17 protein-coding genes and 1 rRNA gene are annotated in these 25576 nt (G+C 46.1%); 7 read left to right on the top strand and 11 right to left on the bottom strand.

The window, feature by feature from the left end; all coding sequences use genetic code 11:
- The first annotated feature begins 4 nt into the window (after positions 1 to 4).
- The 5 genes from rrf to E2R66_RS18410 all read left to right on the top strand — a co-directional run bounded on the left by rrf (position 5) and on the right by E2R66_RS18410 (position 3730).
- A 5S ribosomal RNA gene (rrf, locus tag E2R66_RS18430) occupies positions 5 to 116 on the top strand.
- Positions 117 to 431: 315 nt separating this feature from the next.
- Complete coding sequence (locus tag E2R66_RS18425; protein ID WP_133233277.1) at positions 432 to 806, top strand: hypothetical protein; 375 nt, start codon at positions 432 to 434, stop codon at positions 804 to 806.
- A gap of 49 nt (positions 807 to 855) precedes the next feature.
- Entirely contained in the window at positions 856 to 1308 is a 453-nt protein-coding gene (locus E2R66_RS18420; protein WP_133233275.1) for a pyridoxamine 5'-phosphate oxidase family protein, read from the top strand.
- 357 nt (positions 1309 to 1665) lie between these two features.
- Positions 1666 to 2523 carry a universal stress protein gene (locus E2R66_RS18415; protein WP_133233273.1) on the top strand — a complete coding sequence of 286 codons (858 nt, stop codon included), beginning with the start codon at positions 1666 to 1668 and terminating at the stop codon, positions 2521 to 2523.
- 448 nt (positions 2524 to 2971) lie between these two features.
- Positions 2972 to 3730: a ThuA domain-containing protein gene (locus E2R66_RS18410; RefSeq protein WP_133233271.1), complete on the top strand. Its 759-nt coding sequence runs from the start codon at positions 2972 to 2974 to the stop codon at positions 3728 to 3730.
- 114 nt (positions 3731 to 3844) lie between these two features.
- Here the strand turns inward: E2R66_RS18410 and E2R66_RS18405 are convergent, their stop codons facing one another.
- From E2R66_RS18405 to E2R66_RS18375, 7 genes are all read right to left on the bottom strand, one after another.
- A complete protein-coding gene (locus E2R66_RS18405) occupies positions 3845 to 4414 on the bottom strand; it encodes a nucleotidyltransferase family protein (protein WP_133233269.1) in 570 nt (189 codons plus the stop codon).
- Positions 4415 to 5521: an XdhC family protein gene (locus E2R66_RS18400; protein WP_133233267.1), complete on the bottom strand. Its 1107-nt coding sequence runs from the start codon at positions 5519 to 5521 to the stop codon at positions 4415 to 4417. It lies immediately after the preceding gene.
- Positions 5522 to 5559: 38 nt separating this feature from the next.
- Positions 5560 to 7716 (bottom strand): xanthine dehydrogenase family protein molybdopterin-binding subunit, encoded by a 2157-nt coding sequence (locus E2R66_RS18395; protein WP_133233265.1) that lies wholly within the window; start codon positions 7714 to 7716, stop codon positions 5560 to 5562.
- A 24-nt stretch (positions 7717 to 7740) separates the two neighbouring features.
- Entirely contained in the window at positions 7741 to 8349 is a 609-nt protein-coding gene (locus E2R66_RS18390) for a hypothetical protein (protein WP_133233263.1), read from the bottom strand.
- Entirely contained in the window at positions 8346 to 8813 is a 468-nt protein-coding gene (locus E2R66_RS18385; protein WP_133233261.1) for a (2Fe-2S)-binding protein, read from the bottom strand. The genes E2R66_RS18390 and E2R66_RS18385 overlap by 4 nt, the downstream gene beginning before the upstream one ends.
- A gap of 346 nt (positions 8814 to 9159) precedes the next feature.
- Complete coding sequence (locus tag E2R66_RS18380; protein ID WP_133233259.1) at positions 9160 to 11052, bottom strand: AAA domain-containing protein; 1893 nt, start codon at positions 11050 to 11052, stop codon at positions 9160 to 9162.
- Positions 11012 to 11692, bottom strand: coding sequence for a hypothetical protein (locus tag E2R66_RS18375; protein WP_192901994.1), 681 nt, complete (start codon positions 11690 to 11692; stop codon positions 11012 to 11014). Before E2R66_RS18375 ends, E2R66_RS18380 begins: the two co-directional genes overlap by 41 nt.
- Before the next feature lie 365 nt (positions 11693 to 12057).
- Here E2R66_RS18375 and E2R66_RS18370 point away from each other — a divergent pair, with 365 nt between their 5' ends.
- Positions 12058 to 14082, top strand: coding sequence for an AAA family ATPase (locus E2R66_RS18370; RefSeq protein WP_133233257.1), 2025 nt, complete (start codon positions 12058 to 12060; stop codon positions 14080 to 14082).
- Between the two features lie 153 nt (positions 14083 to 14235).
- A complete protein-coding gene (locus E2R66_RS18365; RefSeq protein WP_133233255.1) occupies positions 14236 to 15726 on the top strand; it encodes a TonB-dependent receptor in 1491 nt (496 codons plus the stop codon).
- Between the two features lie 97 nt (positions 15727 to 15823).
- On the opposite strand, the gene E2R66_RS18360 is transcribed toward E2R66_RS18365, so the two are convergent.
- From E2R66_RS18360 to E2R66_RS18345, 4 genes are all read right to left on the bottom strand, one after another.
- Positions 15824 to 16642, bottom strand: coding sequence for a carboxypeptidase-like regulatory domain-containing protein (locus E2R66_RS18360; RefSeq protein WP_158288447.1), 819 nt, complete (start codon positions 16640 to 16642; stop codon positions 15824 to 15826).
- A 125-nt stretch (positions 16643 to 16767) separates the two neighbouring features.
- The gene (locus tag E2R66_RS18355) at positions 16768 to 17454 is read right to left on the bottom strand and encodes a fibronectin type III domain-containing protein (protein ID WP_134737946.1); all 687 of its coding nucleotides are present in this window, start codon (positions 17452 to 17454) and stop codon (positions 16768 to 16770) included.
- Complete coding sequence (locus E2R66_RS18350) at positions 17451 to 23360, bottom strand: FG-GAP-like repeat-containing protein (protein ID WP_133233247.1); 5910 nt, start codon at positions 23358 to 23360, stop codon at positions 17451 to 17453. The genes E2R66_RS18355 and E2R66_RS18350 overlap by 4 nt, the downstream gene beginning before the upstream one ends.
- Positions 23361 to 23615: 255 nt before the next feature.
- A complete protein-coding gene (locus E2R66_RS18345) occupies positions 23616 to 25238 on the bottom strand; it encodes an ABC-F family ATP-binding cassette domain-containing protein (RefSeq protein ID WP_133233245.1) in 1623 nt (540 codons plus the stop codon).
- Positions 25239 to 25576: the final 338 nt, after the last annotated feature.

Here is a 25576-nt window from a genome sequence, read left to right as displayed (position 1 = left end):
ATATTCAGGTGCCTATATCGGCGGTGTCCACCTCTTCCCATTCCGAACAGAGAAGTTAAGCCCGCCAGAGCCGATGGTACTGCAGTAAAATGTGGGAGAGTAGGTCGGTGCCAAATCTTAAAGCCGTAAGGCCTTAACAAGAACCCTTTCATCTAACGATGAAGGGGTTTCTTCGTTTATGAACTTTTTTTAGCTCCCTCGCCCGTGGCCCCGGTCGCCCTAAACAAGCACTCCCCAGCTTTTATTTTGCATAGCCCGTAATAATCAATGCGCTTATATAGCACACTTTTTCATTGTAGTAAAATTAACGGCGGCAAGTTTGTAATCTTACATCAAGATCAAGCCTGTTGAAAGCTGGTTTGTGAGCATTATCATGTTAATGCATGCTTTGAAGCATTCTATACGGCGCAATTGGTAGCTAAACTTGCACTATGAAAAACATCAAACACATCAAAAACCTCAATAATGATTGTTTAAGAGGCATTACTTTCTATAAGCAAGAACTTAGCATATTGCAGGAGCGCCTTGAAGAGATAGCAGCATACAATACAGCGCGCGAAGTGCAGGAAAAAGTGGAGTATTTTCAAAACCAGTTTATCATCCACGAAAATCAACTCAATGAATTAAGGCACGATGTGCGTGCCAATGACGAAGCCATTGAGGCTGAGCTTTTGATTACTGAAACATCTGTTGCAGACGTTACTGCTACGGCCCATGCCCAAATTCATGCGCGCTATTTGAACGAAGAAAAGATATTTAATGATTTACGCCATGAGTTTAATCATTTTGCGGCAAGGTGGATGTAAGTTTTGAAAAAGTGTAAGCATATAAAAGAAATAATTAAAAAGGGATGCCATGTTAGGAGAACTTAGTTTACCAGAAATAGATATTCTGCTAAAACAGCAGGTTACAGGCCGTATTGCATGTGTTGAAAATGGCATACCTTATATAGTACCTGTAAACTATTTTTATGATGGTAAAAGTGTGATAAGCCACAGTGCACCAGGTAAGAAAATTGATATCATGCGGCACAATCCGGCAATTTGTTTCCAGGTTGATGACATCCAAAATATTTTTAACTGGCAAAGTGTAGTAGCCTGGGGCCGCTTTGAAGAGATTACCGAAATGGGTGAGAAGGAGCAGGCTATGCAGGCCATTATACACCGGATTATGCCGTTTTCCATGAATCCACACGACCATCCCTCACATGGTATTACGGAATCTGAATATGACATTGGTACAAAGGTAGATCTGGTTTTATACAAGATCGTCTTAATAAAAAAAACGGGAAGGTTTGAACACAGGTAGAAGCGTTTCTCGATATAATAAAAGGTACATCTGCTGTAACATACACTAGCAACTGTATCCTTAGGTACCTGATCGATGGAATTTATTCCTGTTTCGGTAAATAAGGCTGCAATGTGCTGTGCGTGCAAGTATTGCCCATTGCGAAGCTGGTAAGCCGACTCTGTTTTTTTACGCTGCTTTAATTCATGCAGGCTACATAGGCACTAAGGTATAAGGCGGTGTGTTATCAGCTTGCCTTACAATTACTTTCATAATCTTCTTCAACTTTTTTATGGGTGACGGGGCTCAAAATTTCTAATGACCATTGTCATTAGAAACAGGCAAGGAGTCTATTAAATTTACAATAAAACACATATCATGAAAAAGTTACTTGTTCTGACCAACTTTTCTGACGAAGCCGCCGAAGCTGCAAAATTTGCTGCTGTTTTATGCCAACAATTAAAAGCAGACATTATATTATACAATAGTTTTTTAAGCCAGCCGGTCATGCCCGATCTTTCCGGCAGTGCCTGGATGGTTGGCGAACTTGCCCCGGTACAGGAGTATCAGCAGGAACTCTCAAAACTCAGCCATGAACTTGCTTCCATTGTACTAAAAACTCCGCCCGGATTACACCAGCCAAAAATACACGAAGAAGAAGGGGAGGGCAGTCTAGGTTTAAATGTAAAAGAAATTAACAATAAGGACGAGATAGAAATGGTAGTGATGGGCGCGCCACAAGGTAGCGGATTGGAGCATTTTCTTTCCGGGAGCGATACGGCATCTGTAATTGATCACAGCACCCGGCCTGTTATGATATATCCGCAGGGAAGCAATGTTAAAAATCTGCACAAAGTTGTATTCGCAACTGATTTTAACGCGGCGGATTTAATAGCCCTTAATTACCTGGAAAAGTTGAGCCATGTTGTCAAATTTCAGGTTACGGTTGTTCACGTAAACGAGTTTGGAGAGGCTCATTTACCGCTTGAGAGCGAAAAAAGTTTCTTTAACCAGTTGAAGAAAATTGACATGCCAGGCCTCACTTACGAGAGTATTCGTGGTAAAGATACAGTTGAACGGTTGGCAAATTACCTGGGAAATTCAAAAGCAGATCTTTTAGTACTCATGCATCGAAAGAGAAGTTTTTTTAAGGAATTATTCGGCTCAAGCACAACCAAAACGATGATGAAAAGGGCCATACCACTATTGGTGATTCCTTCAGACATGAAGGGCTAAAGTTTTCTAAGAATAAATCAACCATCGATACGAAAAAACTCCTGGTGTTTAATGACGGTTTTCCAGAGAGATAGATTGCCCTCTAGCTTTGTGAAGCGCAAAATCAACGCGCTTCAATAGCAAGCGCATTGATTAATAATCCGCTAATCATCATGCCCGTTAAACCCACTGGCAACCTGCTAAAACTGAACATTGATATTCTTTTGGGAGTATTTAAAGATATTTCTTCGGAAAATACACAAACCACTTTGGTTTTTCCCGCGACCCCGATTTTATAAAAAAAGCAGATAGAATCATCCCGGTATTACTATAGAATTGGCGAAATATTTGAGTTTACTATTGGTTGTGCGGCAAAATTGTTAGCGAGGCTTTAATGTTTTAGCTTTGGATTGTAAACCAATAGTTCAGCTGGTATCAACACTTCCTACATATAAATGGATATCCACACATGAAAAAATCTTTCTTCATAAGCCTACTCAGCCTCTTTGCGTTTGCATGCCTGGCGCAAAAAACGCCGCGCGTTAAAGTTATAGCCCTTTACGAAAATGGCGGGCACCACCTCGAATACTCCAGGGTAGCAAAGCCATGGTTGGATAAACTTGCCGCTGACAGCAACTTTACTGTAGACTATCTACAGCATACCGATAACATCGATAGTGCATTTTTAAGCAACTACCAGCTTTTTATTCAGCTTGATTTCCCACCCTATGCCTGGAAGGACAAAGCAGTAAAAGCCTTTGAGCAATATATCAACGAAGGCAGGGGCGGTTGGATTGGCTTTCACCACGCTACGCTGCTGGGCGAGTTTGACGGCTACCCGCTTTGGCCCTGGTTCTATCAGTTTATGGGGCAGATAAAATTTAAAAACTATATCCCCGCCTTTGCAAAAGGGCAGGTGAACGTGGAGGACAAAACAAACCCGGTAATGCAGGGCATCCCCGCATCATTTTGGGTACAGAAAGAAGAATGGTACACCTACGATAAAAGCCCCAGGCCTAATGTGCATGTACTCGCATCGGTTGATGAAAGTAGTTATATACCCGGCGGCGACGTAAAAATGGGCGACCACCCTGTGGTTTGGACCAACCCCGCTTACAAAGCCCGTAACGTCTATATTTTCATGGGCCACTCGCCCGTATTATTTAACGACGCGAACTACAGGAGACTTTTTAGCAACGCTATATTTTGGGCAGCCAATAAAAATTAGCCCTTAAATTTTTATCACCATGTTTAATAGATTAACCCAAATTTGACTTCTGCTTCCGTTAGCATTCGTACACCATTGGGAACTCAGCATTCGAATAAATTTCCAGGTTGGGTTCTAGTTTATCAGGTTCTCGTAATCAGCTATCGTGTCTATATCAATGCTTCCTTTTTCAAATGGCACGGTTGCGACTCCTTCTGCATGGGTCAGTAGTATTTTTTTTGCGCCTTCGTGGCCTTGCAGCAAAAGCAACTTTGCAAAAACCGAGCGGTGGAAAAGTGCCGGCGGCCCTGTGGTATCGTTGTAGGCGCAGGCGACAATAGGTCTGCCTGTTTCGGTATGTTTATCAATCAGACTGTTCAATAATTGGGCACTGATGAAAGGCTGATCGCATACCATGATGATTGCATTTTCTATGGATGTATCTTTACCTATTTGGGTAATCGCAAGCCGGATAGAGGAGGCCATACCTTCCTGCCAATGGTTGTTATAAAGCGTCGTGGTTCCGTCAACCGGTTTTATTTTGTCGGTATTGGCACCAAGCACAACTATAACTTGCTCGCATGTTGACTGCTGTGCGCAAAAGACTGTATGTTGCAGCAAAGTTTGGCCGTTATGCAACAGGTTTTGCTTGGGTTGGCCCAGCCTGCTGGATACGCCTGCCGCAAGGATGATTGCTGCTGTCATTTACAGGCTATGGATAACGCTTGTTTTGTACTTTAATGATCTGCCGTTGCGTTGAGCGGATACGGCCTTTATTTCGGCGAGGATAGCTAAGGCTATTTCCTCGGCCGTTTCAGAACCGATATCAAGACCCACGGGGCCATGTATGGCATCCATATTGGCCGCACTTATTTGGTTGCCGTTGGTTTCCAGTTCGTCAAGCATGCGCTCCAGTTTTTTCCTGGGGCCTAAAATGCCGATGTAGGGTGGCTGCATGGGCAAAAGCGTTTTCAGGAATGCTATTTCATAATTATAGTTATGTGTCATCAGCACAAAAGTGCTTTGCGGGGTAATTTCAAGCTTATTCAGTACTTCATCAGCTTTTGCCACCAATACTTTACCTGCACGCGGAAAACGTTCGGCAGTAGCGTAATTAGGTCGCCCATCTACAACCGTAACTTCCCAACCCAGCACTGCGGCCATTTGGGTAAGTGGTATAGCATCGTTCCCTGCGCCTATAATTATCAACGAAACAGATGGTTTTACGCATTCTACGAAAGCTGTATAATCCCCGTATTCCTTTACTACAGAGAGTTGGTTCTCCAATGCTTCCTTCGCTTCGTCCAGCAGCAAGCTATCATAAGGCGTTGTTACCCCATTACGCATCATACTATGCGCCGTAAGGCAAATGCATGAGCCTGGTTGCGCGGCTTTACGGTTTTGTATGGAGAACAGTGTAACCAACACAGCATGGCTACGCGATGCTATCGCGGCTTTTAATAACGTGATCGGGTTAGTTGTGGTATCGTTAATAGGTTCTATCAGAATATGGATGATGCCATTGCAGCCGAGGCCAACGCCCAGTTTGGCATCGTCATCGTCCATGGTATCGTATGTTACCAGCATGGGTTGCTGCTGCATGATGACCATGCGGGCCTTGCGCAGGGCATCACCTTCCAGGCAGCCGCCGCTGATGGCTCCGGTGAGTTGCCCGTCTTCAGTAGTCAGCATCCTGGCACCAGCGCGGCGGTAGGCCGAGCCTTCTACCAGAACTACCGTAGCCAACGCGGTTTTAACGCCAAGTTTTACGGCTTCGTCGTAAACAGCTACGATGTCCTTAATTTCTTTCATCCTGTACCTTAAGCTCCTAAGTTGCCCCTTCTTTTGCTTTATACGGCGTTCATGTTAAAAGGTAGCTTCCTGATCCGTTTGCCCGTAAGATCGAAGATGGCATCGGTAAGGGCAGGAGCGAAAGGAGGGAGTGCTGGTTCGCCTACGCCGCCGGCATCTGCTGTGTTTTCCATAATATGCACTTCAACCGTTGGCATGTCGGTTATGCGCGGCATCAGGTAATCGTAAAAATTATTTTGTTCTACAAGGCCGTTTTTGAAGGTGATTTCGTGCGTAGTGGCTGCGCCAAGTGCCATCAGCACCGAACCTTCTACCTGGGCCTTGATGATATCCGGGTTTACATACCAGCCGCAGTCCATCACCGCCCACACTTTATCAATCTTGATTTTGCCCGCTGCATTGCGCGATACCTTCACCACCTGGCCCACCGTGGTATCAAAGCACTCGGTAATAGCCACGCCGTAGCCTTCATTTTTTTTCCGCGCTTTCCAGCCCGATACTTCTTCCATGCGGTCTATCAGCCGCTGGCAGCGTTCGTCCTTAAGGTATTCCCTGCGGAAGCTCAGCTGATCTTTCCCGGCCAATAGCGCCATCTCGTTGATAAAACTCTCGTAAGCAAAGCCGTTGGTTGAGGCATAAACTGAACGCCACCACATATTGGGCAGCGGCATCTCGTAAGGTACATCGGCAAAGCTGATGTTTTTGATGCTTTCGAAGTACGGATTCAGGAAACCTTCGGTAGTGCTGCCATTGGGCTTGCCACGACCGGGGCCGCTCCAATGGTCAATGTTTTGACCTGCCATTTTGAATTTAAGGGCAGTAATAGCACCGTTTTCTATGGCGCCCTGGCCACGGTAGGATATGCCTGCTCGGTATGGGCCTTGCTTAATATCGTCCTCACGCGTCCAAACTACCTGCACCGGTACACCCGCCTGTTTAGAAATGGCTACGGCTTCCTGCGGATAATCGAGGAAGGCTTTGCGACCGAAACCGCCACCTAAGAAAGTCATGTTCACGACAACCTTCTCCTTGGGCATCTTGAATTTATCGCTGATGTCGCCCTGCACCCAATCCGGCGCTTGTATCGGTCCCCAAATCTCTATTTTATCGCTTTGATAATGCGCAATGCAGTTCAATGGCTCCATGGCTGCGTGCGATTGATAGGGCGTTTCGTAAATTACATCTAACTTTTTTCCCGGTTTATCCAGCACCGCATCCGGGTTGCCCTGTTTTTTGACAGATAGGCCCTCTTTTGTCTTAAGCAGTTCCTGGTGGCTTTTGTATATATCGACCGTGTTTACATGCTCGAAGCCTGTCTCGTCCCATGTCACTTTCAAGGCTTTACGCCCTTGCATAGCTGCCCAGGTAGAATCGGCCAATACTACAACACCATCCCGTGTGGTGTTAAAAACCATCATCTGTACCTTAAATACCTGCTTTACACCGGGCACTTTCAGGGCAGCAGTACTATCGAAACTGACTAACTTACCGCGCAGCCTGGGGTTGCGCTCTACGCTGGCGAAGAGCATCCCCGGCAGCCTTTTATCCAGGCCGAAGATAGCCTCCCCATTGGTTTTCATAGGGGTATCCAGCTTTTTAAGTGGCTTACGTATCAGCTTATAATCCGACATCGGTTTAAGCGGTACATCCTTTGGCGGAGTAAGCTTGCTTGCATCTGCTACTAGTTCGCCATAGTGCAATTTATTGCCGGTTGGCCGATGGATAACCTGGCCGGCTTGTGCATAGCAATCAGCAACAGGGGCGTTCCATTTGGCGGCGGCTGCCATAATAAGCATCTGCCGTGCAGTAGCACCCAACATAAGCAGCCGTTTGTACGATCCCCGTATGGTTGAGCTGCCGCCGGTAATCTGGCTGCCGTACTTTTTAGGGTCGCCTTTGGCGAACACCACGTCGATATCTTTAAGATCTACTTCCAGCTCTTCTGCAATGATCTGGGGAACCGACTGGTACGATCCCTGGCCCATTTCGGCACGGTGATCCGTTAAGGTAATCTTGCCATCGGTACCGATATGCATCCAGGCGTTAAACTCGAATCCGGTGGCCTCAGCTGCGTTTGCCGAAACCAATTGTGCCTTTTTTGCATTGGCGGGAAAGTAAAAGCCTAAGCAAAGCGCGGTGCCTGCCAGGCCCGATGCCCGTATAAAATCTCTTCTCGATACTCCGTTAGTTTCCATTATGGCTAAGTTTGGAATTGATATTTATTTTGCTTTAGCCGATGGGGCATAAGCACCCTTAGCTATCCATTGACGCACCTGCACGGCAAAAGCTGCACGGCTTAAAGGCGGCAAGGTGCGGCCATCGCCGGGGTGCCAGGCCCAGCCAACTAGATCATCGTTGGCCATATGGTCAATCAGCTGCGCTTTGCTGCGCCCGCCGTTTTGTTTGGTGTCTAATAGTTGCAGAGCCAACTGGCGCGGTGTGCGGCCCTGGAAAACCATGCGCATATTTGCCGGCGGCAAGCCCCATTTAGGGTTGCCGGGTGGCATGTGCAGGCCAGCGGTATTCTCGGCCTGGTGGCAATTGCTACAACGTGCAGTATACATGCCTTTACCGTCGGTGCCGCGCGTTACGTTCATGGTATGAATATGACTATCGTCGCCCTGTAGGGGGGAGTTGCCTGCGGGGTGGCAGTTCATGCAACGGGCGCTCATCAGCACCTTATACACTGCCATAAATGCCTTTACAGAGCCAATGCTGTCTTTGGCAGGGGCCTTATAGCTAATTTCTTTAACTGGTTGTGGTCTGAACGATAGGGTGATAGCAGCAATAACGATGGCTATGCAAGTAATGATGCTTAGCTTTTTCATAGTTTGGCTCCCTCCATAGGCATCGCTGCCGCTTTGTGGATAGCCTCCCTAACGCGCTGATAAGTGCCGCAACGGCAGATATTGCCCGCCATGGCATCGTCTATGTCCTGATCCGTAGGGTGTGGGTTCTCGCGCAACAGCACCGCAGCCGACATGATTTGGCCCGACTGGCAGTAGCCGCACTGCGGTACGCTCAGTTCGTTCCATGCCAGTTGCAGGGGATGGTTGTTTGAGGCGGATAGGCCCTCTATGGTGACGATCTCCTGCCCGGCCGCACGGTTTACTTTGGTTACGCAAGAGCGCACGGCCTCGCCGTTCAAATGAACCGTGCAGGCGCCGCACTGTGCAGCACCGCAGCCAAATTTAGTACCGGTAAGGCCCAGGATATCCCGGATAACCCATAGCAATGGCATGTTGGGGTCTGCGTTAACTTCCCGTTTTTGCCCGTTCACAGTTAAAATCATAAGCGATAATTGGATAAAGTAAATTTAGCTTAATTATTTTGATAATGCGTATATGAGCATTTTGTTTTTTTTAAGATGATAAACCGCCAGCGGCGTTAACCGATATCAGAATGGTTAGAACCGTTAGCCTGTGATCGCCAAAAAAGGTAAGCGAATCTGAACAGGTAACCCGTGAGTTTGACGCGACTGAAGATGTAGAATACGGTTTCTATAGATAAACTTTCATTCAATAACACAATTATCACATTATCAATAATTTGATCTTAAAAGCTAAAGTTGTTAATGATGATATTTCGTTGATATACATTGCTTTGGCGGTATTTCGTAATAAGCCCTTTATTTGCGTTTATGCAGGCAGCTCCCATGCGCTTTGATAGCCCCCGCATTGCTCGGCATATTTAACCATATCGGCGTAAAACGGCAGTCGTGTAATGGTGGCGCTATCGCCTATTACAACCAGCTTCATGCGGGCGCGGGTCATGGCAACGTTTATGCGGCGCGTATCTGCCAGGAAGCCGATCTGGCCCTCGGTATTGCTGCGGGCCATGCTGATGTACACCACATCACGCTCCTGCCCCTGGAAACTATCGATCGTATTGATGCTTATCTGGTCGGCAAAAGGTTGCAGCGGCGACGCCTGAAAAAGTTCTTTCAGCACCTGTATCTGCGCCTTATATGGCGAGATAATGGCCACCGAAGGGAAAGGGCGTTTGTTTGCGGCCAATTGCTCTGCCAGTGCCTGCATGTGCCTTAGTAAAAAAGCCGCTTCATCCGGATTAACGGTGCTGGTGCCATCGGCTTTCTCGTCGAACCCGCAACCTGCCGTATCTACGAAATTCATAGGCACATCACCCGGGAATAAAACACGGCTGGCTACTGCTGCATTTGCTTTTAATCTGTTGCCATAAAATTCTGCAGAGGAAAAACCCATAATGGATTCATGCATGCGGTATTGTTCTTCCAGCAGGGTTACGGCGCTGGGATGGCGTATGGCGGCTTTTTCTAATAGGGTAGTAGCCAGTCCGTTTTGCGCGGCTTGCGCCGACTTTATGGTGGGTGGCAGCTGGAAATGATCGCCTGCCATAATCAGTTTGTGGGCTTTCAGGATAGGTATCCAGCAGGCGGGTTCCAGGGCTTGGCCGGCCTCGTCTATCACCACGGTATGGTATTTTTTATGGCGAACGGTATGGTGGTTACTGCCCACCAGTGTGGCCGCAATAACCTGTGCCTTCTCTGTCAGGTCGTCAATGATGAATTGTTCTATTTTGGCCGCATCTTTCATGATGCGGTGCGCCTCATCGAACAGGGCCTTCCGCTGGTCACGCTCGCGTTTGCCAAAGCTACGCTTGTATTGGTGGGCCATGTTTTTGTAACCTGAGGCCTGCTTTTTAAGCTGCTTGATATCCTTGGCGTACTGATGCGCCGAGGCCTGGCTATCCAGGGTAAGGTCCGTCAGTTTATCCGATATACGGCTGGGGTTGCCTATGCGCAGTACTTTCAACCCTTCGGCGGCAAGCTTTTCGCTCAATAAATCCACAGCCGTGTTGCTTGGCGCTACCACCAATACCTGCTTTCCATTTTGTTGGATAAGCTGTTTGATGGCTTGTACTATGGTGGTGGTTTTGCCCGTTCCCGGCGGCCCATGCACTATGGCCAACTCATTGGCCGCTAATATTTGGTTAACTGCGGACTGTTGGGAGGCGTTAAGGTTTGCCGATGATGCATTGTCGCTATCTGCAATGAAAGTCGCCTCATCAGCACCGGTCAACACCCTGATGAGCTTGCCTTCCGGCTGTTTTGCCAATGCCTGCGCCTGCTTAAGGGCATCCTGCATCTCATCGTAGCTGTTGTTATCGAATAGCAGTTGCACGCCAAGCTTGCCGTTGCGGGTCCAGTCGGGCAATTCATCAGTAAATAGGGTTAGTTTTAGCCGGTCGCCGCCCGAATAAGCTATGGTGCCTTCTACGCGGTCGGCACCTGCATCGTGGTTAGAGAAGAATACCGCCGGCGCGCCGAAGCGTAGCTGGTGGGCAATATCCTTGTGCGTGGTACGTTCGAGTTCAACCGTAAGGTAATCGCCACGACTGGGTTCAGAGCCTCGGATGGCTACGGGGTACCAGGCAATACCTGCCGCGCGCCTATCGGCAATAGAAGTAGTTTGCGTAAGTTTTAGGTAAGCTTCACGGTCTTCGTCGCGTTCAGTCTTTAGCAGCTGCAGCAGGTTCTTGAAATAGTCCATTGGGGCGCAAAGGTAAGCAAACGGTTGCTTCTATCCCCATCTGCGGCCGGTATCCGTTCCTGAAAGCATTCACCACCGAGCGCGGTGTAAGTACGCTTACCTGCTTCTCCGCAGGGAAAGGTAGTCTATCGCCATACCCCTCAGGCGACCATTTATACATCCGGCCACCTGCCAACAGGAGGGCTTCCCCGGCTATCTCCACGAAAACCCCATCAGGCAAATCGTTGATATCCGCTTCATAAATAATTTTAGAGTTATCCGCGCCAATCCGTTCAGCATGTAGTATTTCATCAATCTTACCGATAAGTACGTTAGGAGGGAAGCCGTACCCCGGGTTGCCTTTTAGCCAGGCTGCTTTAAATCGGTTGGCATCCTGGCGGCGGCATTCGAAACAGGGGCGGTGCCCGGCGGAAAATGCGGTGGCTTCGTCCAGGAAGAAAAGTTCCGTCCACAAGCCCGGCGCCATAACCTCGCGGTGCCTGCCTTTGAATTGCAGCAGGCAAATAATCCAGGCCTTGTGCTTAAAAGGGCGAAGGATGGTTTTGCCGCTATTGTGCAGTTGTCCGCGGTTGCCCAGCCAGGCACCACGCGCTTTAGTTATGATGATATTCCCCTTGGGGTCTACACGGTTTTGCAACATGATTCTTGACTCTCAATATCAAAGACTAAATTTAGGAGGATGTATCATAAGTAAAAAAGATACTTAAGCAACAAAACAAAATTTGGCGGTTATTTCAAACACGGAGCCCGCAGAGGTTTACACAAAGGTCACAGCGTTTTTTGCCGGGTTAAACACAATAAAAGCTCCGCAATCTCTGTGTTTTTATCTTTGTGAACACCGTGTTTAAATCGCCGTAATAGTATAAGGAACATAACGCCAAAATTTATTTTGAGTGGCTTTTTTTAATGTACATATGATACAGCCTCTTTAAAAGCGATCTCCCTAATATTTTTCCACTGCGCAATATACTAAATAATTTAGTATTATATTTGCCCGCATACCGCATGCAAAACACTAGTAAAATCAACCCGGCCATGCAGCTGGCGACCGACTACCTCGAAACTACCAACACCATCGTTTTTTTGACGGGGAAAGCAGGCACGGGTAAAACTACTTTTTTGCAGCAGTTGCGGCAGGCATCTACCAAAAAAATGGCCATTGCCGCGCCAACAGGGGTTGCTGCCATCAACGCCGGTGGTATGACCATACACTCGCTCTTCCAGATACCCTTTGGGCCACTGATACCGGCAACCGAGAACCCCGACCTCAGCTACAGCGACGAGAAACGGGAACTGCTGGGCAGCCTGGAGCTGTTGATTATTGATGAGGTGAGTATGGTACGGCCCGATGTGCTGGATCAGATAGATCTTATCCTCCGTACTATAAAAGGTTCGGCGCAGCCCTTTGGTGGCGTGCAATTATTGCTCATAGGCGATCTGGCGCAGCTTAGCCCCATCATCCGCGAGGACGAATGGCGCATCCTGAGCAGTTATTACAGCACACCTTATTTCTTCAGTAGTCTGGTGATGCAGCGTGCCAGCTACGTACGCATAGAATTAGACCACGTGTACCGCCAAAAGGAGCAAGCTTTTGTAGATATACTGAACGAGGTGCGCAACCAAACGATAAGCGAGGCCAGTCTGGCTTTGTTGAATGCCCGCCACGAGCCGGGGTTCAGGCCGGGGGCGGAGGATTCGTTTATAACGCTTACTACACACAATAACCTCGCGCAGCAATTAAACGCCGAATTTCTGGAGGCCTTGCCGGGGCAGCTATATGAGTTTGCGGCCACCATACGCGGCGATTTCCCCAAGGACGCTTACCCAACCGAAACCAACCTAAAGCTGAAACTAGGGGCGCAGGTGATGTTTGTAAAAAACGACGGCTCGGCCGAAAAGCTTTTTTACAATGGCAAAATAGGTTACGTGGCTCGGATTGATGGCAGTACTGTGTACGTGCAATGCGGCAACGAAAGCCGTGAAATTGCCGTGGAGAGCGTAGAATGGACCAATGTTAAATACCAGCTTGCCGAGGAGCAGGAACAAATAAACGAAAGTGAAGCGGGCAGTTTTGCGCAGATACCGCTGAAGCTGGCATGGTCTATCACTATCCATAAAAGCCAGGGCTTAAGTTTCGATAAAGCCATCATTGATGTTTCGGAGGCTTTTGCGCATGGGCAGGCTTATGTGGCCCTTAGCCGTTGCCGCACGTTGACGGGTATGGTATTGCGCAACCCCATCAGCGCGCGCAACATCATCGGCGACCCATCCGTTACCCGTTTTAATCAAGCAGCAGAGTCCATTAAGCCAGATGCAGATAGCCTTAAGCGCGACCAGGAGCGGTACCGGCTGTTCCTGCTTACCGAGCTTTTTAATTTCCAGGGGCTAAAGGGTGTACTCAAAGGATTTACGGGCCTGGCGCCGAATTTAGAGAAAGATATTATGGAGGTTGCCGAAAAGTTTATGCGCCGCCCCGAAACTGCCGATGACGAAAGGATACGGAAGGCTGCCGCATATTTCATGGATAAGCTAAAGGCGACTACTGAAAACCTGCACGGGCAAATCCCCTTCCTGATTGGCAACTCGATAGAAAAAGCCGCCAAAGCCGATAGGCTGATACAGTGGATGATGGCGAGGATAAGTCTGCTGGAGTATTTTACAGCAAATCCGTTTACTACCTATAGCTTCCTCGAAAAGAAGAAAACCAGCAAGGCCGCTGCACTGGCTGATAAAGCGCGCTCGTACCTGCGGGCCATGAATGCAAAACCCAACGAGGAGCTTTTGGCAAGCATACTTGGCTGGCGCGAAGAAAGAGCCGCTGCAGACAGGGTAATGCCCAACATGCTGCTATCTGAACAAACCGCGGCTTCTATCGCCGAAAAATTGCCGCAGACGTTGAAAGCACTTAGCGGCATTAAAGGGGTGGGCCCGCAAAAGGCAAGTATCTATGGAGCAGATATCATCGGTATGATACGCGCTTATCAACAAAAGCAATCGGGCCAGGAGATAGACCAAGCGAGTTTGTTTTAGGCCTTGCTGAGATTTTGGCACTCACCGTTTTTTGTCTACTTTTCATCAACATGTAAATATTTTTTTGATTTCGTCAAGCTGCCCGCCTGTTACGGCAAAAAATCGTATTTTTGCGACGTTCTGACATTTGCAAAAAACTTGAATAGAAAGCGTATGAGCAGCATCCACAACAAAGATATCGGAACCAAACAGAAAGCGCTTGCCATTAACCTCGACCCTAAGATTTACGGCTCGTTTGCCGAAATTGGTGCCGGGCAGGATGTAGCGGCTAACTTTTTTAAGGCAGGGGCATCATCCGGCACTATAGCCAAAACCATGTCGGCCTACGACATGATATTCTCCGATGCCATCTATGGGCAGCAACAGGGCAAACGCTATGTTACCGAGAACCGCCTGATATCGATGCTGGAGCGCGAATACGGGCTGCTGATAGAGCGCCTTGCCGAACAGCGTGGCGATGCCACTACCTTTTTTGCTTTTGCCGATACCGCCTCTGCCCTCAACTACCATAAAACCAACGATGGCCATTGCTGGATGGGTGTACGCTTTCAGATGCAACCGAACGGCGAGTTTAACGATGTGGTACTGCACGTAAAACTGCTGGATAACGACAACAACCTGCAACAACAGGCCGTGGGCGTATTGGGCGTAAACCTGATATACGCTTGCTTTAACTACTGTGATAGCCCTAATGTGTTTTTACTTTCGTTGATGGACGACCTCTCTAAAGATCGTATCCAGATAGATATGATACGTTTTGAGGGGCCCGATTTTACTAAGATTGATAACCGCTTGATGAGCCTGCATCTGGTGAAGTTTGGTTTTTCTGATGCGGCGGTATTCGGGCCGGACGGTAAGAACCTGCAACCATCGGAGGTGCTGTACAAAAAACACATTGTGGTGATCCGCGGTCGTTTCCGCCCCATTATCAACGTCCATTTAGATATGCTCAACACCGGTGTAAAGCAATTTATGCAGGAGCCCGATGTAGATAAAGACAATGTGATGGTGGTAACGGAGTTAACACTGCAGGCGCTGAAAGAGCGTAATGCAGGTGACTCTGCCGAGATAGACGAGAAAGACTTTTTAGATCGCGTTGATATCCTTTGCTCGTTAGGGCAAACGGTACTTATCTCCAACTTCCACGAATATTATAAACTCGTGGCTTACCTATCTAAGATAACCAAGCTGAAGATGGGTGTGGTTTTGGGCTTCCCCAACCTGGAATACATTTTCTCCGAAGAACACTATAAGGACCTGCCAGGTGGCATTTTAGAATCGTTCGCTACGCTGTTCAGCCGTAAGGTTAAATTGTTTATCTACCCAACCCTGCGCGATGGCGTGATATGGAACTGCCTGCGCTTTTATCCGCCACCGCACTTAATAGACCTTTACCGCTACCTGATAGCCAATAATAAGATAGAAGACATCAGGCATTATAAAGAAAGCAACCTGCACGTAGAAACCGATAAGGTGTTGCAGCTGATTAAACAGGGTGCTGCCGGTTGGGAAGAATATGTGCCTGCCGAAGTAGCTGCTATGATCAAAGATCGTTGCCTGTTCGGGTATCATTGCGAAGTACCCGCAGCCTTGCCCGAACCAGAAGTAGCACCGGATGCGGATAAGCTGATTAGTGAAGCCTAAGGCTAGTGAATTAGATATTATTAATGGCCTACCGGGTTTCCGGTTGGGCCATTTTGTTTTTAGCTATTGCCGTTTTTACAAGCCTGAGTGGTCGGCGTTAATACTCCGCCAACACATTGAAGCCAACACCGGCCATGCTTTCTTTTTCCCATTCGGCCTGGCTGGTTTCGCGCGATATTACTGCGCTACTGAATAAACTAGCCGAAAACATGATGCCATGTCCGCGTGAGTTCTTTATCCACTCCAGGCTCACGAAGAATTTATCCTCTACTACAATGAAGTAAGGCTCCAGATCTACGGTTATCTTCTTATCGCCTTTGTGTACGGTAACAAATATGCTTTGCTTTTGCAGGGGTTGATCCGGGCGGCCATCTTTTACGGTATAAAAGTTAAGGCGCAGTTTTACCGAGTCGGTAACATCGCTGGCTATAGAGGCGTTGAACTGCTTAAGATAAGTGGGCGATTTTTTTATTTTGATAATAGCCCCAATTTCGTTACCCAGTTTATTGCTGCTGAAGCCTGCATTGGTAGATTGCGATTGCGTGGTATTGCCCAGCACCACCTGTTTCCATTTATGGTTGTTCACCTTCACCTCGTTAAGCTGGCGCAGCGCGGGCTGCAAGGCAATGGTTTTATAGCTATTGTATTCCTTGCGGAAATCGGCTACCAGAAAGGAGCGGGGCACATAACCCACCATAGAGATGCGCAGGCTATCGGCATCGCTATTGGTTAGCGATATGCTGTAATGCCCGCTGGCATCGGTAACCGTACCTTCGTTTTTGCCCACGATACCTACGTTAACAAATTCGAGGTTCCGGTTGGTTTTGGCATCTTTTACCACGCCATCGAAAGTTTGCGCGTGGGCACGTGTAGCGGCCGCGACCACGATCACCGCAAATAAAAATAATCGTTTCATATACATTGAAGACGAATTAATAGCGCCATAGGTTACAATATTATGTAATAGTTTTACAGTTAGTAGTTTCGGAACAAATACTCCGATGCATCGCCCATACAGTATGCTTGCTCCGGGCTGAAAAATTACTTCGTAACGAATTGATAAATTCCGCTATCAGATTTATTGCCGTGTGCATCTTTCGTTATTACCTTCCAATAGTAAACGGTGTTGGGGTTTACCGCAATATTAGCTAAAAATAAGTCTTTTACATCGCTTTTTTGCAAGGCTAATGAGCTGCTGTTGCTACTTAAGTAAATATCATAGCCGGTGATATTATTTTCCACGCTGCTGCCAGTCCAAGAAAGTTCAACCGTTGCCGTACTTATGACCTGATTATAAATTGGTGCTTTGATAACGGCAGGAAATGGTGCATAACTTAATACGCCAGGGCCCGAATTATAAAATTTCCAGGTATCGCTTTGCGCGGTTTCGGGCACTTTTGCCGATGTTGAAATAACGTACCACGAATAGGGTGTCCCCTTCAACAAAGTAACATTTGCTTGATTAGCAGTTGATAAATGCTTACTTAAAGTGCCGGTGAGCAAATTTTTAATATACAACTCGTAACTGTCGGCATGTTCTGCAACCGCCCAATTAAATGTAACCGTACTTTCAGCGTCAGAAACTGCGATACCCGCTGTACATGCAGAATTTGAAGCGGGAAGTAACAATTCTGCCTTAGCAGGCGGTGGAATTGTTATATCCACTGATTTTTTTCCGCAGCCGATGTTCAGGACGGCCACAATTAATATTATCTTATAAACCCTCATTTTTTTAGAATTTTAAATACCTTTTGTTCTCCGTTAGTCAACAGTTTAAGTGTGTAAATTCCCGGCAGTTTCAATGCAGGCATGTCTATTTGTATAACGTTTGATGGATTGTTGAACTGTTTTTTGTAGACCAGCAGACCCATTGCCGAGTAAACTTCCGCAGTGGCCGCACTTATTTGTCTATCACTTAAATTAATATAAACTGTATTATCGAATGGGTTAGGATAAGGTATTAAATTGTCAGACAGGTTGAATATTTTTTCTATAATGCCATGGCATAGCCTGTCGCTAGTTATTCTTATGCTGTTTTGTCCATAAGCAAGGTCAACTGTAACTATACTGTCTGCAGTTGTATTCGTTACGCCGTTCAATTGAATGTGGTAAATATCGCTACCGCTTAAATTTAATGTAACACGCTTATTATCGGGACTTAACGTAGCGTACAGGGATATATCCTTAGGTTCTGTAACCACTAAAGTATAACATTGTTGATAAGTGCTTTGCCCTGCAACAGTAATACATAGGTTATAGGTACCTGCCGCAAGATTATCAAAAACACTTGCTTGATTGAACGAAATATTTTTACTTATGCCTGCACCGGTTAGTAACGCAGTATAATTTAAATTTAAAGTGGCAATTACATTTATAGTCCCATTGTTTGCGCCTTTACAAGAGGCACTGGTGGATGCTACTAAAAAATTGCTTGGTGGCAGGGTAAATAATGTGCTAACTACAACTGGAGCAGATACCAGCAACTGCCCGTTCAATACGGTTTTTACGGTGTAGGAGCCTCCTTCGTTGGCAGTATAAGCACTGCCCGTTCCAGGTATTATATCCGTGCCATCTTTGCTCCATTGATAGCTGATGCCATCAACAGCATTTACTTTTAATACAATACTGCTACCGGGCGCAATGGTCACAGGGCCTGCCGGACTGATAACCGGCAAAGGCACATAGTTAAAGCCTGCAAGCTGACCTGTTCCATACTTGCTTGTTAATACAATACTCCCGTTATTTCCGGTATCAACAACTGCGGTAAGCACAGTATCAGACAGGATAGTAAAAGAACTTGCGTTAACACCGCCAAATGTTACGGTTGTAACATTTTTAAACCCTGAGCCTTTTATAGTAACAATGGTGTTTTTTGTTGCCTTTACCGGCAAAAAAGTAACAACAGTTGGGGGAGGGATCACTTTTACGATAATGAGCCTCCCGGCAGAATTTTCTGCTGCGGATGTACTTGCCGTAAATGTTATTTGCCTGCCCAGCGGAGTGCTTGTTGTACTTTCAAAGTAAACAGCCCTCAGTGAAGCCTGCCATTGCTCTAATGAAGCAGTACCACCTGCCGATATAAGAGAAAGTATGCCGGTTGTTGCATCATAAGCAGACGTAACATTACCGGTAGTACTACTATTAGCAACAAAGGTTAACTTATCCTTATCAGGCGCGTAATTACTTGTAATGCTAATCTTTGCCGATACAATTTTATTTGCGCTTGTATTAACTAATTTTAAGGTGCTATCTACAGCTACGGCCTGTTCATTGGCAGTGTATGCAAGTGCATTTGTAGTAGTGAGGATTTCAATACCCGAACTTTGAATGTTGTTTTGAAGGAAGCCGGTAGTAGCCGAGCCGGTGGTTAAAAGTATATCTGGCCGCCCGTCATTGTTATAATCATCCACAATCATATTAGATATCACATCATCCATTTCATACTGTGCCCTATTGGCAAATGCCGCGGAATCAATAACACCAGCGGTTATTTTGTTGCGGAATAGGATGAGGTTTTTGTCGGTTCCCTCAGCGTAAACAATATCGGGTTTTCCATCACCATCCATATCGGCTACGGCAACGGTAGAACTATAGACGTATTTTTCTGGTAAGGCAACTTTAGCCATAAAAGTGCCTGCGTTGATAACACCCGGCGAGCCGATATTTTTATAGATAGCGATCTCGTTAAGCTGGGATGCTGTTATCAGTTCGAATTTACCGTCACCGTCTAAGTCATCTGCAGTTATGCCTCCTCCGCCTGCTTTGAGCAATATAAATGGCTTAGCAAATGTTACGGTATCGGCCGTTCCACCGGTATTCCTGTATATAAATACATCCGCGCCGGTGTTAACAACTACGTCAGCCCGGCCATCGCCGTCTATGTCTTTCACTACCAATCCGGATATTCGGTCATAACCCTGTTCCTGAAGGTCCATTCGTATTAGTTTAAAAGGCGAGAAACTTATATCACCTCTTTTTGATTGGTTAAGGCCGATATACATATTGAAGCCAATGATATCAGGTTTGCCATCATTATTTATATCAGTAACTATATAATCGCTTGAAGATGCAAGTTGGCGCGGCGTAGTCTTAATGAAGCCAATACCGCAGGCTACCGATGAAGTGTTCGGGTAAATAGAAATAAGCCCGCTCGTTATCCCATTATTGTCAACCCCTAATAATTCGGGTTTATTGTCACCATTTAGATCGGCAAGGGTGCTTTGCGTACTGTATTCAACAAATTTAATGGAATGCGCAGGCGTTAAATTAATAGGGTTGTTGAATTCGTCTTTACCGCTTAGTTTGTAAATAGTTTCTACCCTCGATTTATAGTCGCCTGCATCGCTAAAAAATATAAGTTCCTTCTCGGCATCGTTATCAATGTCTCTAAAAAAAAACTTCATATTGGCGTACTGCTTAAAAGTTAAAAGGCTTTTAAACGGTTTAAGCGAACCTGCATTAAAGTCGGCACCTTTTCCATCGCCGGCCATTACATCAAATGATTTCTTTGAATAAGCGCTGAGTTTGGTAAGCGTATCCAATACCGATATCGGGCCATAAGCTGCGCCTGCAGGCACCGATACGGTTAACGTATTGCCGATTATACTTTTTATAGTGGCCTTTTGTGTGCCGAAGTAAACCTGGTTGCGGCCCGCCTGACCACTCAGGTTTTCAACGGTTAGCTTAACATCAGAATTTATAGACCCGAATAATGGCGAGATGGCGGATATCGTAAGAGGGGCATCGGTTTCAAGCTCTCCAATATGGTTTTCAAAAATGTACAAAATTCCATTATCGTGAAAAATGATATCGGGTTTGCCATCATTATTAATGTCTTCCACGCCTTGAAAATATGCAGTGTGAAAATTGTCTGTTTCTAAACCGTAGTTGAATGCAAATGCGGTTGACTTCTTGTAGGCCGGTGACTGACCGGGCAGCGCGCTATTCGGAAAAATAAGTGTGGTGTCTTGCTGGGTGAGCATATTACCATCTTTTGGGAGAAGCAAATCGGTTAGTCCGTCTCCATTAATATCAGCATATCCCGTTGATGCAACCCACTCATGTAATTTGCTTGCAGGTTTAAAAGAAACGGAATCTTTTGTAGAGATGTTTTGGTAATAGGATCCGTTCGTAACAACATCCAGTTTGCCATCGTCGTTAAGATCCTGTATCACATATCCCGAATAGGTGCCGTAAGGGTTTACCACACTTTGGATTTTTTTAAACGAAAAGGTAGAATCGCTGATGATGCCGGGCTGGCCGGCGTTCTTCCTGATATAAAAGCCCGTACTTGATGAACCGCTAAAAGCGTCTATTTTTCCATCGCCATCAACATCCATCAGCTGGTCGAGGGAAAAGCTGTTTGGCTGCCCGTAGAACCTGACATAATTTTTATACGGAACACGTGTTTCATTTTCGGTTAGCCTGTTTCTGAAAATACCGGAGGCAGTGACATAATCCAGCCGACCGTCGTTATCGATATCCTCTACCGCCTGAATGCCATCAAAATTGGCGAACGAATTTAACTCGCCGAAACTGATATTGCCTTTTGTAGAAGTGTTGAGGTACACATGGCTGTTAGGTTCAGCGTTGTTGGTAGTCGAAAGAACGATATCGGGCAAGCCATCATTATTTACATCTTTTAAAAAATAGTTGAACCAAAAGGGGTAGGGCAACCCACTCGCCAGGTTTAGTTCTTTCACTTCAAAAGTACTGCAATCTATAGCAGCGTTTGTGCCTTTGTTCCGCCTTACAATAAGGCCATATTTGGCATCGCTTTGCAGGTATACCATATCCACAAAACCGTCGCCATCAAAATCGCCGAATTTTATAGAACTGTAGTTTCCTACGTTTGGTAAACTCAATTGCACCAGCTTGAAATCGCGCTTCTCGATAAGCTTTTTTGCAGGGAACGTACTCTTAAAGGAGTTGCTTGACCAGGCCGTTCGTTTTTCAGATATAAGCGTAACACCAATCCGGCTATACGTTACGCCCGGCGGAACTTTTACGCTGATGCTGGTTTCACTTACCGTTGTAACCTCGGCACGCCGACTATCAAAATATACCAGGATGTTGGCAGCATCAGTACCAAAATTCTCGCCGCTTACCGCAATTGTAGAACCAACGCTGCCGGCCAGCGGTGAAAAAGACCGGATACGTGGAATAACAGCCGGCTTATTCTTAATGAGGGTTATCGTAGCCCTACCCCAGTTCGTAACAACAAGATCGGCGGTATTATCGTTATTTAAATCGGCAGTGTAAACCTGTGAAGGGGAAGCATCCAGCTTAGAAACAATCCTTTCTGCAAACCAGCCGGACGATGTGCCGGTAGCAATATTTTTAAAAATATTAAGGCTGCGTTCCTGGCGGTTCACCACCGCTACATCAACTTTGCCGTCACCATCAAAGTCGGCAGTTTTTATACCTACCGGGTTAAGTCCGCAATATATTTTATCTTTTAATATAAAAGATGTTGTATTGAAAATGCCGCCATCAGTCGCATTCTTAAAAACGTACATTACGTTTTCGTCGCTGCCAGTGTATAAAATATCAGGCTTGTTATCGCCATCAATATCTGCAACGGCAACACCACCTGTAGTTTTACCAACACCGAGCCGTGTTTCTCTAAATGAAGCGTTATTTAACCCTGTGCCATCAGTTAAGTTCTGATATATAGGGGTGTAATTATAAGCGCCGCCCGCAAACATAATTTCCGGCCTGTTGTCCCCATTCAAATCCCTTATGAGCAACTCGTTTCCAGAAAAAGCTTCTGCCCTAAAAGAAGACGCGACCACAAAGGATGCCGTGCTAAATGTACCTGCGGTAGCCGTGTTTTTTAATATGGTTATATTAAACGTAATATCGGGGTTCATGGTGACCGTGATAATATCCGGCTTACCATCGCTATCCATATCGGCAACTGCCAAAAAATTACGTGCGGGTGTATTGATTGCGACCAGCTGAAAAGATGCCGTTGTTAGCGCGCCCGAAGCATTGTTTTTAAAAATAACCAGCTCATTATTTAACAATACCACAATATCCGGCTTGCCGTCACCATCCATATCTTCTATTTCAATCTTTTGGGCACCGGAGGTTGTCGGCAACACGATTTTGGCTGAGAAGGTATTGGCATTTAATTTATTGAGGTTGCCCTGATTAGGAAATATCAATATACTGTTCGTATCGTAATCACCAACCAACAAATCGGCCCGGCCGTTACCGTCAAGGTCGCCTATGGCGGCCACGGAATATTTGTCCTGTACGTTTAGGGTATCTGTAATGTCAAAATTTGAGGCCGTGATGAGTTGTTTTACAGGGAACGTTACATTAAAATACTGTGATGAAAGTGCCTTTAAATTTGTGGCAGTATTTAAAACGGAAAGAGCGCTGTAGGTAGCGCCTGCAGGCACGGTTACCGTTATTGAGCTGGTGCTGGCCGAAGTGACATTGGCTTTTATTGTGCCAAAGTAAATCAGATTTTTATCAATAGCCGCGTTAAAACCGCTGCCATTGATGGTAACGGCAGTATTGGCCGGTCCGGATGACGGACTTATCGACTTGATACTTATTTGCGCCTGCAAGGGCCGTACAAGCGTAAACAAAACCAAAAGAATGAGTAAAAATCTTAGCTTCATGTAAAAAGGTTGAGGTTTTTTCTTTTTGATAACACTCGCTTAATTTATAAAAAAAAACCGGGTTAGCAAAGTTGAAAATGCGCACATGGTTGCTTTCTGTTAAAAGCTTGGGATGGATACGGGGTAACTTATTTTAAAAGAGTTTCTGCATATTTAGATGTTAGTACTGTCAACTTTACTCAAAAGCATAAAAAAAGCCTTCCGGCTCATGCTGAAAGGCTTTGTGTTGTAGGCAGGGGAGCCCGGACTTATGCTTTACGCGTACATTTCTTCGCGTTGTTTTTGTACCACATCGCTGTTGATGTATTCGTCGTAGGTCATCAGTTTATCTATGATGCCGCCGGGGGTAATCTCAATGATGCGGTTGGCCACGGTTTCTACCAGTTCATGATCCCGCGAGGTGAACAGGATGGTTCCGCGGAAGTCTTTCATGCCATTATTAAGCGCCGTAATGGATTCCAGATCGAGGTGGTTGGTTGGCTCATCGAACATTAGCAGGTTGGCTTGCTGCAGCATCATACGGCTAAACATGCAGCGCATCTTTTCGCCACCCGATAATACGTTGCTTTTCTTTAATACCTCTTCGCCGCTGAAAAGCATTCGGCCCAAAAAGCCGCGGATGAATTGATCGTCTTTTTCGCCTGGAGAATATTCGCGCAACCAGTCGATCAGGTTTAGATCCTTGCCTTTAAAATACTCGGAATTATCGATAGGAATATCTGCAGGGTTAATGGTAACGCCCCATTTAAAGCTGCCTTTGTAATCCTTATCGCGGCCGGTGAGGATGTCATATAACGCCGTAGTGGCTAAGCTGTTGTTGGATAATATAGCAATCTTGTCGCCTTTGTTCACCAGCAGATTTATATCCGAGAACAACAAATCGCCGTTCAGGCTCTTGCTCAGTTTCTCTACCTGCAGTATCTGGTCGCCTGCTTCGCGGCCCAGGTTGTTGAATATAATTCCCGGGTATTTGCGGTTTGATGGTTGTATCTCGTCGAGGTTAATTTTATCCAGGGCCTTTTTACGGCTGGTAGCCTGTTTGGATTTGGAGGCGTTGGCACTAAAGCGACGGATAAACTCCTGTAGCTCTTTCACCCGATCTTCGGTTTTCTTGTTCTGGTCGCTGCGTTGTTTCAGTGCCAGCTGGCTACTTTCGTACCAGAAGGTGTAGTTACCAGTGTAGATGGTCATCTTAGAGAAGTCGATATCTACCACGTGGGTACAAACGGTGTCCAGGAAGTGCCTGTCGTGCGATACCACCAAAACAATAGCTTCGTAAGATGCCAGGAAATCTTCCAGCCAGGTAACAGTGTGTATGTCCAAATCGTTGGTAGGCTCATCCAGCAACAAAATATCGGGTTTACCAAACAGGGCTTGCGCTAAAAGCACGCGTACCTTTTGGGTGTTATCCAAATCTTTTACCAGCTGATAGTGGAATTGCTCTTTAATGCCCAGGTTGCTCAATAGGGTAGCTGCATTGCTCTCGGCGTTCCAGCCGTCCATTTCGGCAAAAAGGTTTTCCAGTTCGCCTGCGCGTTCGCCATCAGCATCAGTAAAATCTTCTTTAAGGTAAATGGCATCCTTTTCCTTCATTATGGCGTACATCTCCTTATGGCCCATCATCACGGTCTCCAGTACGGTGAACTCATCAAAGGCATAGTGGTTTTGGCTTAGCACGGCCATGCGCTCGCCGGGCGTAAAGCTTACCGATCCACTGCTAGGGTCGATCTCTTTAGATAATATTTTAAGGAAGGTAGACTTGCCTGCGCCGTTTGCGCCGATAATGCCGTAGCAATTGCCTTGCGTAAACTTCAGGTTTACGTCTTCGAACAAGGTACGCTTTCCGTAGCGTAAGGATAGATTAGATACCGTAATCATTGCACTTATAATTTCCGCAAAAATACGGTTAAATACTTAATTTTTTAGCATGAATAACTGGTGGGAATTGCCAAGATGAAGGAATAAAATGAACTGTTACATATACATTTATTATTTCCGTAAAAATTAAGGCAGAAGCATGAGTAGTTCGCATCAATTTGGGGTATTTCTTGCTAAGAAATTGTCAATTCTACACAATGGATAATAATTCCCCAAAAAGCGAAAATTAGCCGTAGATTATGTTACACAAAAGAAACTAAACCACTTGACAATACGTTATAAACATGTATTTTTGAAAAGACTTAACGAAAGTTTAACCAATTATTAACCAATTTTAT

This window comes from Mucilaginibacter psychrotolerans (assembly GCF_004519315.1).
Lineage (GTDB): Bacteria > Bacteroidota > Bacteroidia > Sphingobacteriales > Sphingobacteriaceae > Mucilaginibacter > Mucilaginibacter psychrotolerans.
The sequence above is the reverse complement of the archived record's forward strand: the minus strand, read 5'-3'. Positions and strand labels throughout refer to the sequence as shown.

Bases quoted from the DNA above. Each gene is read 5' to 3' on its own strand.
- E2R66_RS18425 (WP_133233277.1), top strand. From the start codon at position 432: ATGAAAAACATCAAACACATCAAAAACCTCAATAATGATTGTTTAAGA.
- E2R66_RS18420 (WP_133233275.1), top strand. From the start codon at position 856: ATGTTAGGAGAACTTAGTTTACCAGAAATAGATATTCTGCTAAAACAG.
- E2R66_RS18415 (WP_133233273.1), top strand. From the start codon at position 1,666: ATGAAAAAGTTACTTGTTCTGACCAACTTTTCTGACGAAGCCGCCGAA.
- E2R66_RS18410 (WP_133233271.1), top strand. From the start codon at position 2,972: ATGAAAAAATCTTTCTTCATAAGCCTACTCAGCCTCTTTGCGTTTGCA.
- E2R66_RS18405 (WP_133233269.1), bottom strand. From the start codon at position 4,414: ATGACAGCAGCAATCATCCTTGCGGCAGGCGTATCCAGCAGGCTGGGC.
- E2R66_RS18400 (WP_133233267.1), bottom strand. From the start codon at position 5,521: ATGAAAGAAATTAAGGACATCGTAGCTGTTTACGACGAAGCCGTAAAA.
- E2R66_RS18395 (WP_133233265.1), bottom strand. From the start codon at position 7,716: ATGGAAACTAACGGAGTATCGAGAAGAGATTTTATACGGGCATCGGGC.
- E2R66_RS18390 (WP_133233263.1), bottom strand. From the start codon at position 8,349: ATGAAAAAGCTAAGCATCATTACTTGCATAGCCATCGTTATTGCTGCT.
- E2R66_RS18385 (WP_133233261.1), bottom strand. From the start codon at position 8,813: ATGATTTTAACTGTGAACGGGCAAAAACGGGAAGTTAACGCAGACCCC.
- E2R66_RS18380 (WP_133233259.1), bottom strand. From the start codon at position 11,052: ATGGACTATTTCAAGAACCTGCTGCAGCTGCTAAAGACTGAACGCGAC.
- E2R66_RS18375 (WP_192901994.1), bottom strand. From the start codon at position 11,692: ATGTTGCAAAACCGTGTAGACCCCAAGGGGAATATCATCATAACTAAA.
- E2R66_RS18370 (WP_133233257.1), top strand. From the start codon at position 12,058: ATGCAAAACACTAGTAAAATCAACCCGGCCATGCAGCTGGCGACCGAC.
- E2R66_RS18365 (WP_133233255.1), top strand. From the start codon at position 14,236: ATGAGCAGCATCCACAACAAAGATATCGGAACCAAACAGAAAGCGCTT.
- E2R66_RS18360 (WP_158288447.1), bottom strand. From the start codon at position 16,642: ATGAAACGATTATTTTTATTTGCGGTGATCGTGGTCGCGGCCGCTACA.
- E2R66_RS18355 (WP_134737946.1), bottom strand. From the start codon at position 17,454: ATGAGGGTTTATAAGATAATATTAATTGTGGCCGTCCTGAACATCGGC.
- E2R66_RS18350 (WP_133233247.1), bottom strand. From the start codon at position 23,360: ATGAAGCTAAGATTTTTACTCATTCTTTTGGTTTTGTTTACGCTTGTA.
- E2R66_RS18345 (WP_133233245.1), bottom strand. From the start codon at position 25,238: ATGATTACGGTATCTAATCTATCCTTACGCTACGGAAAGCGTACCTTG.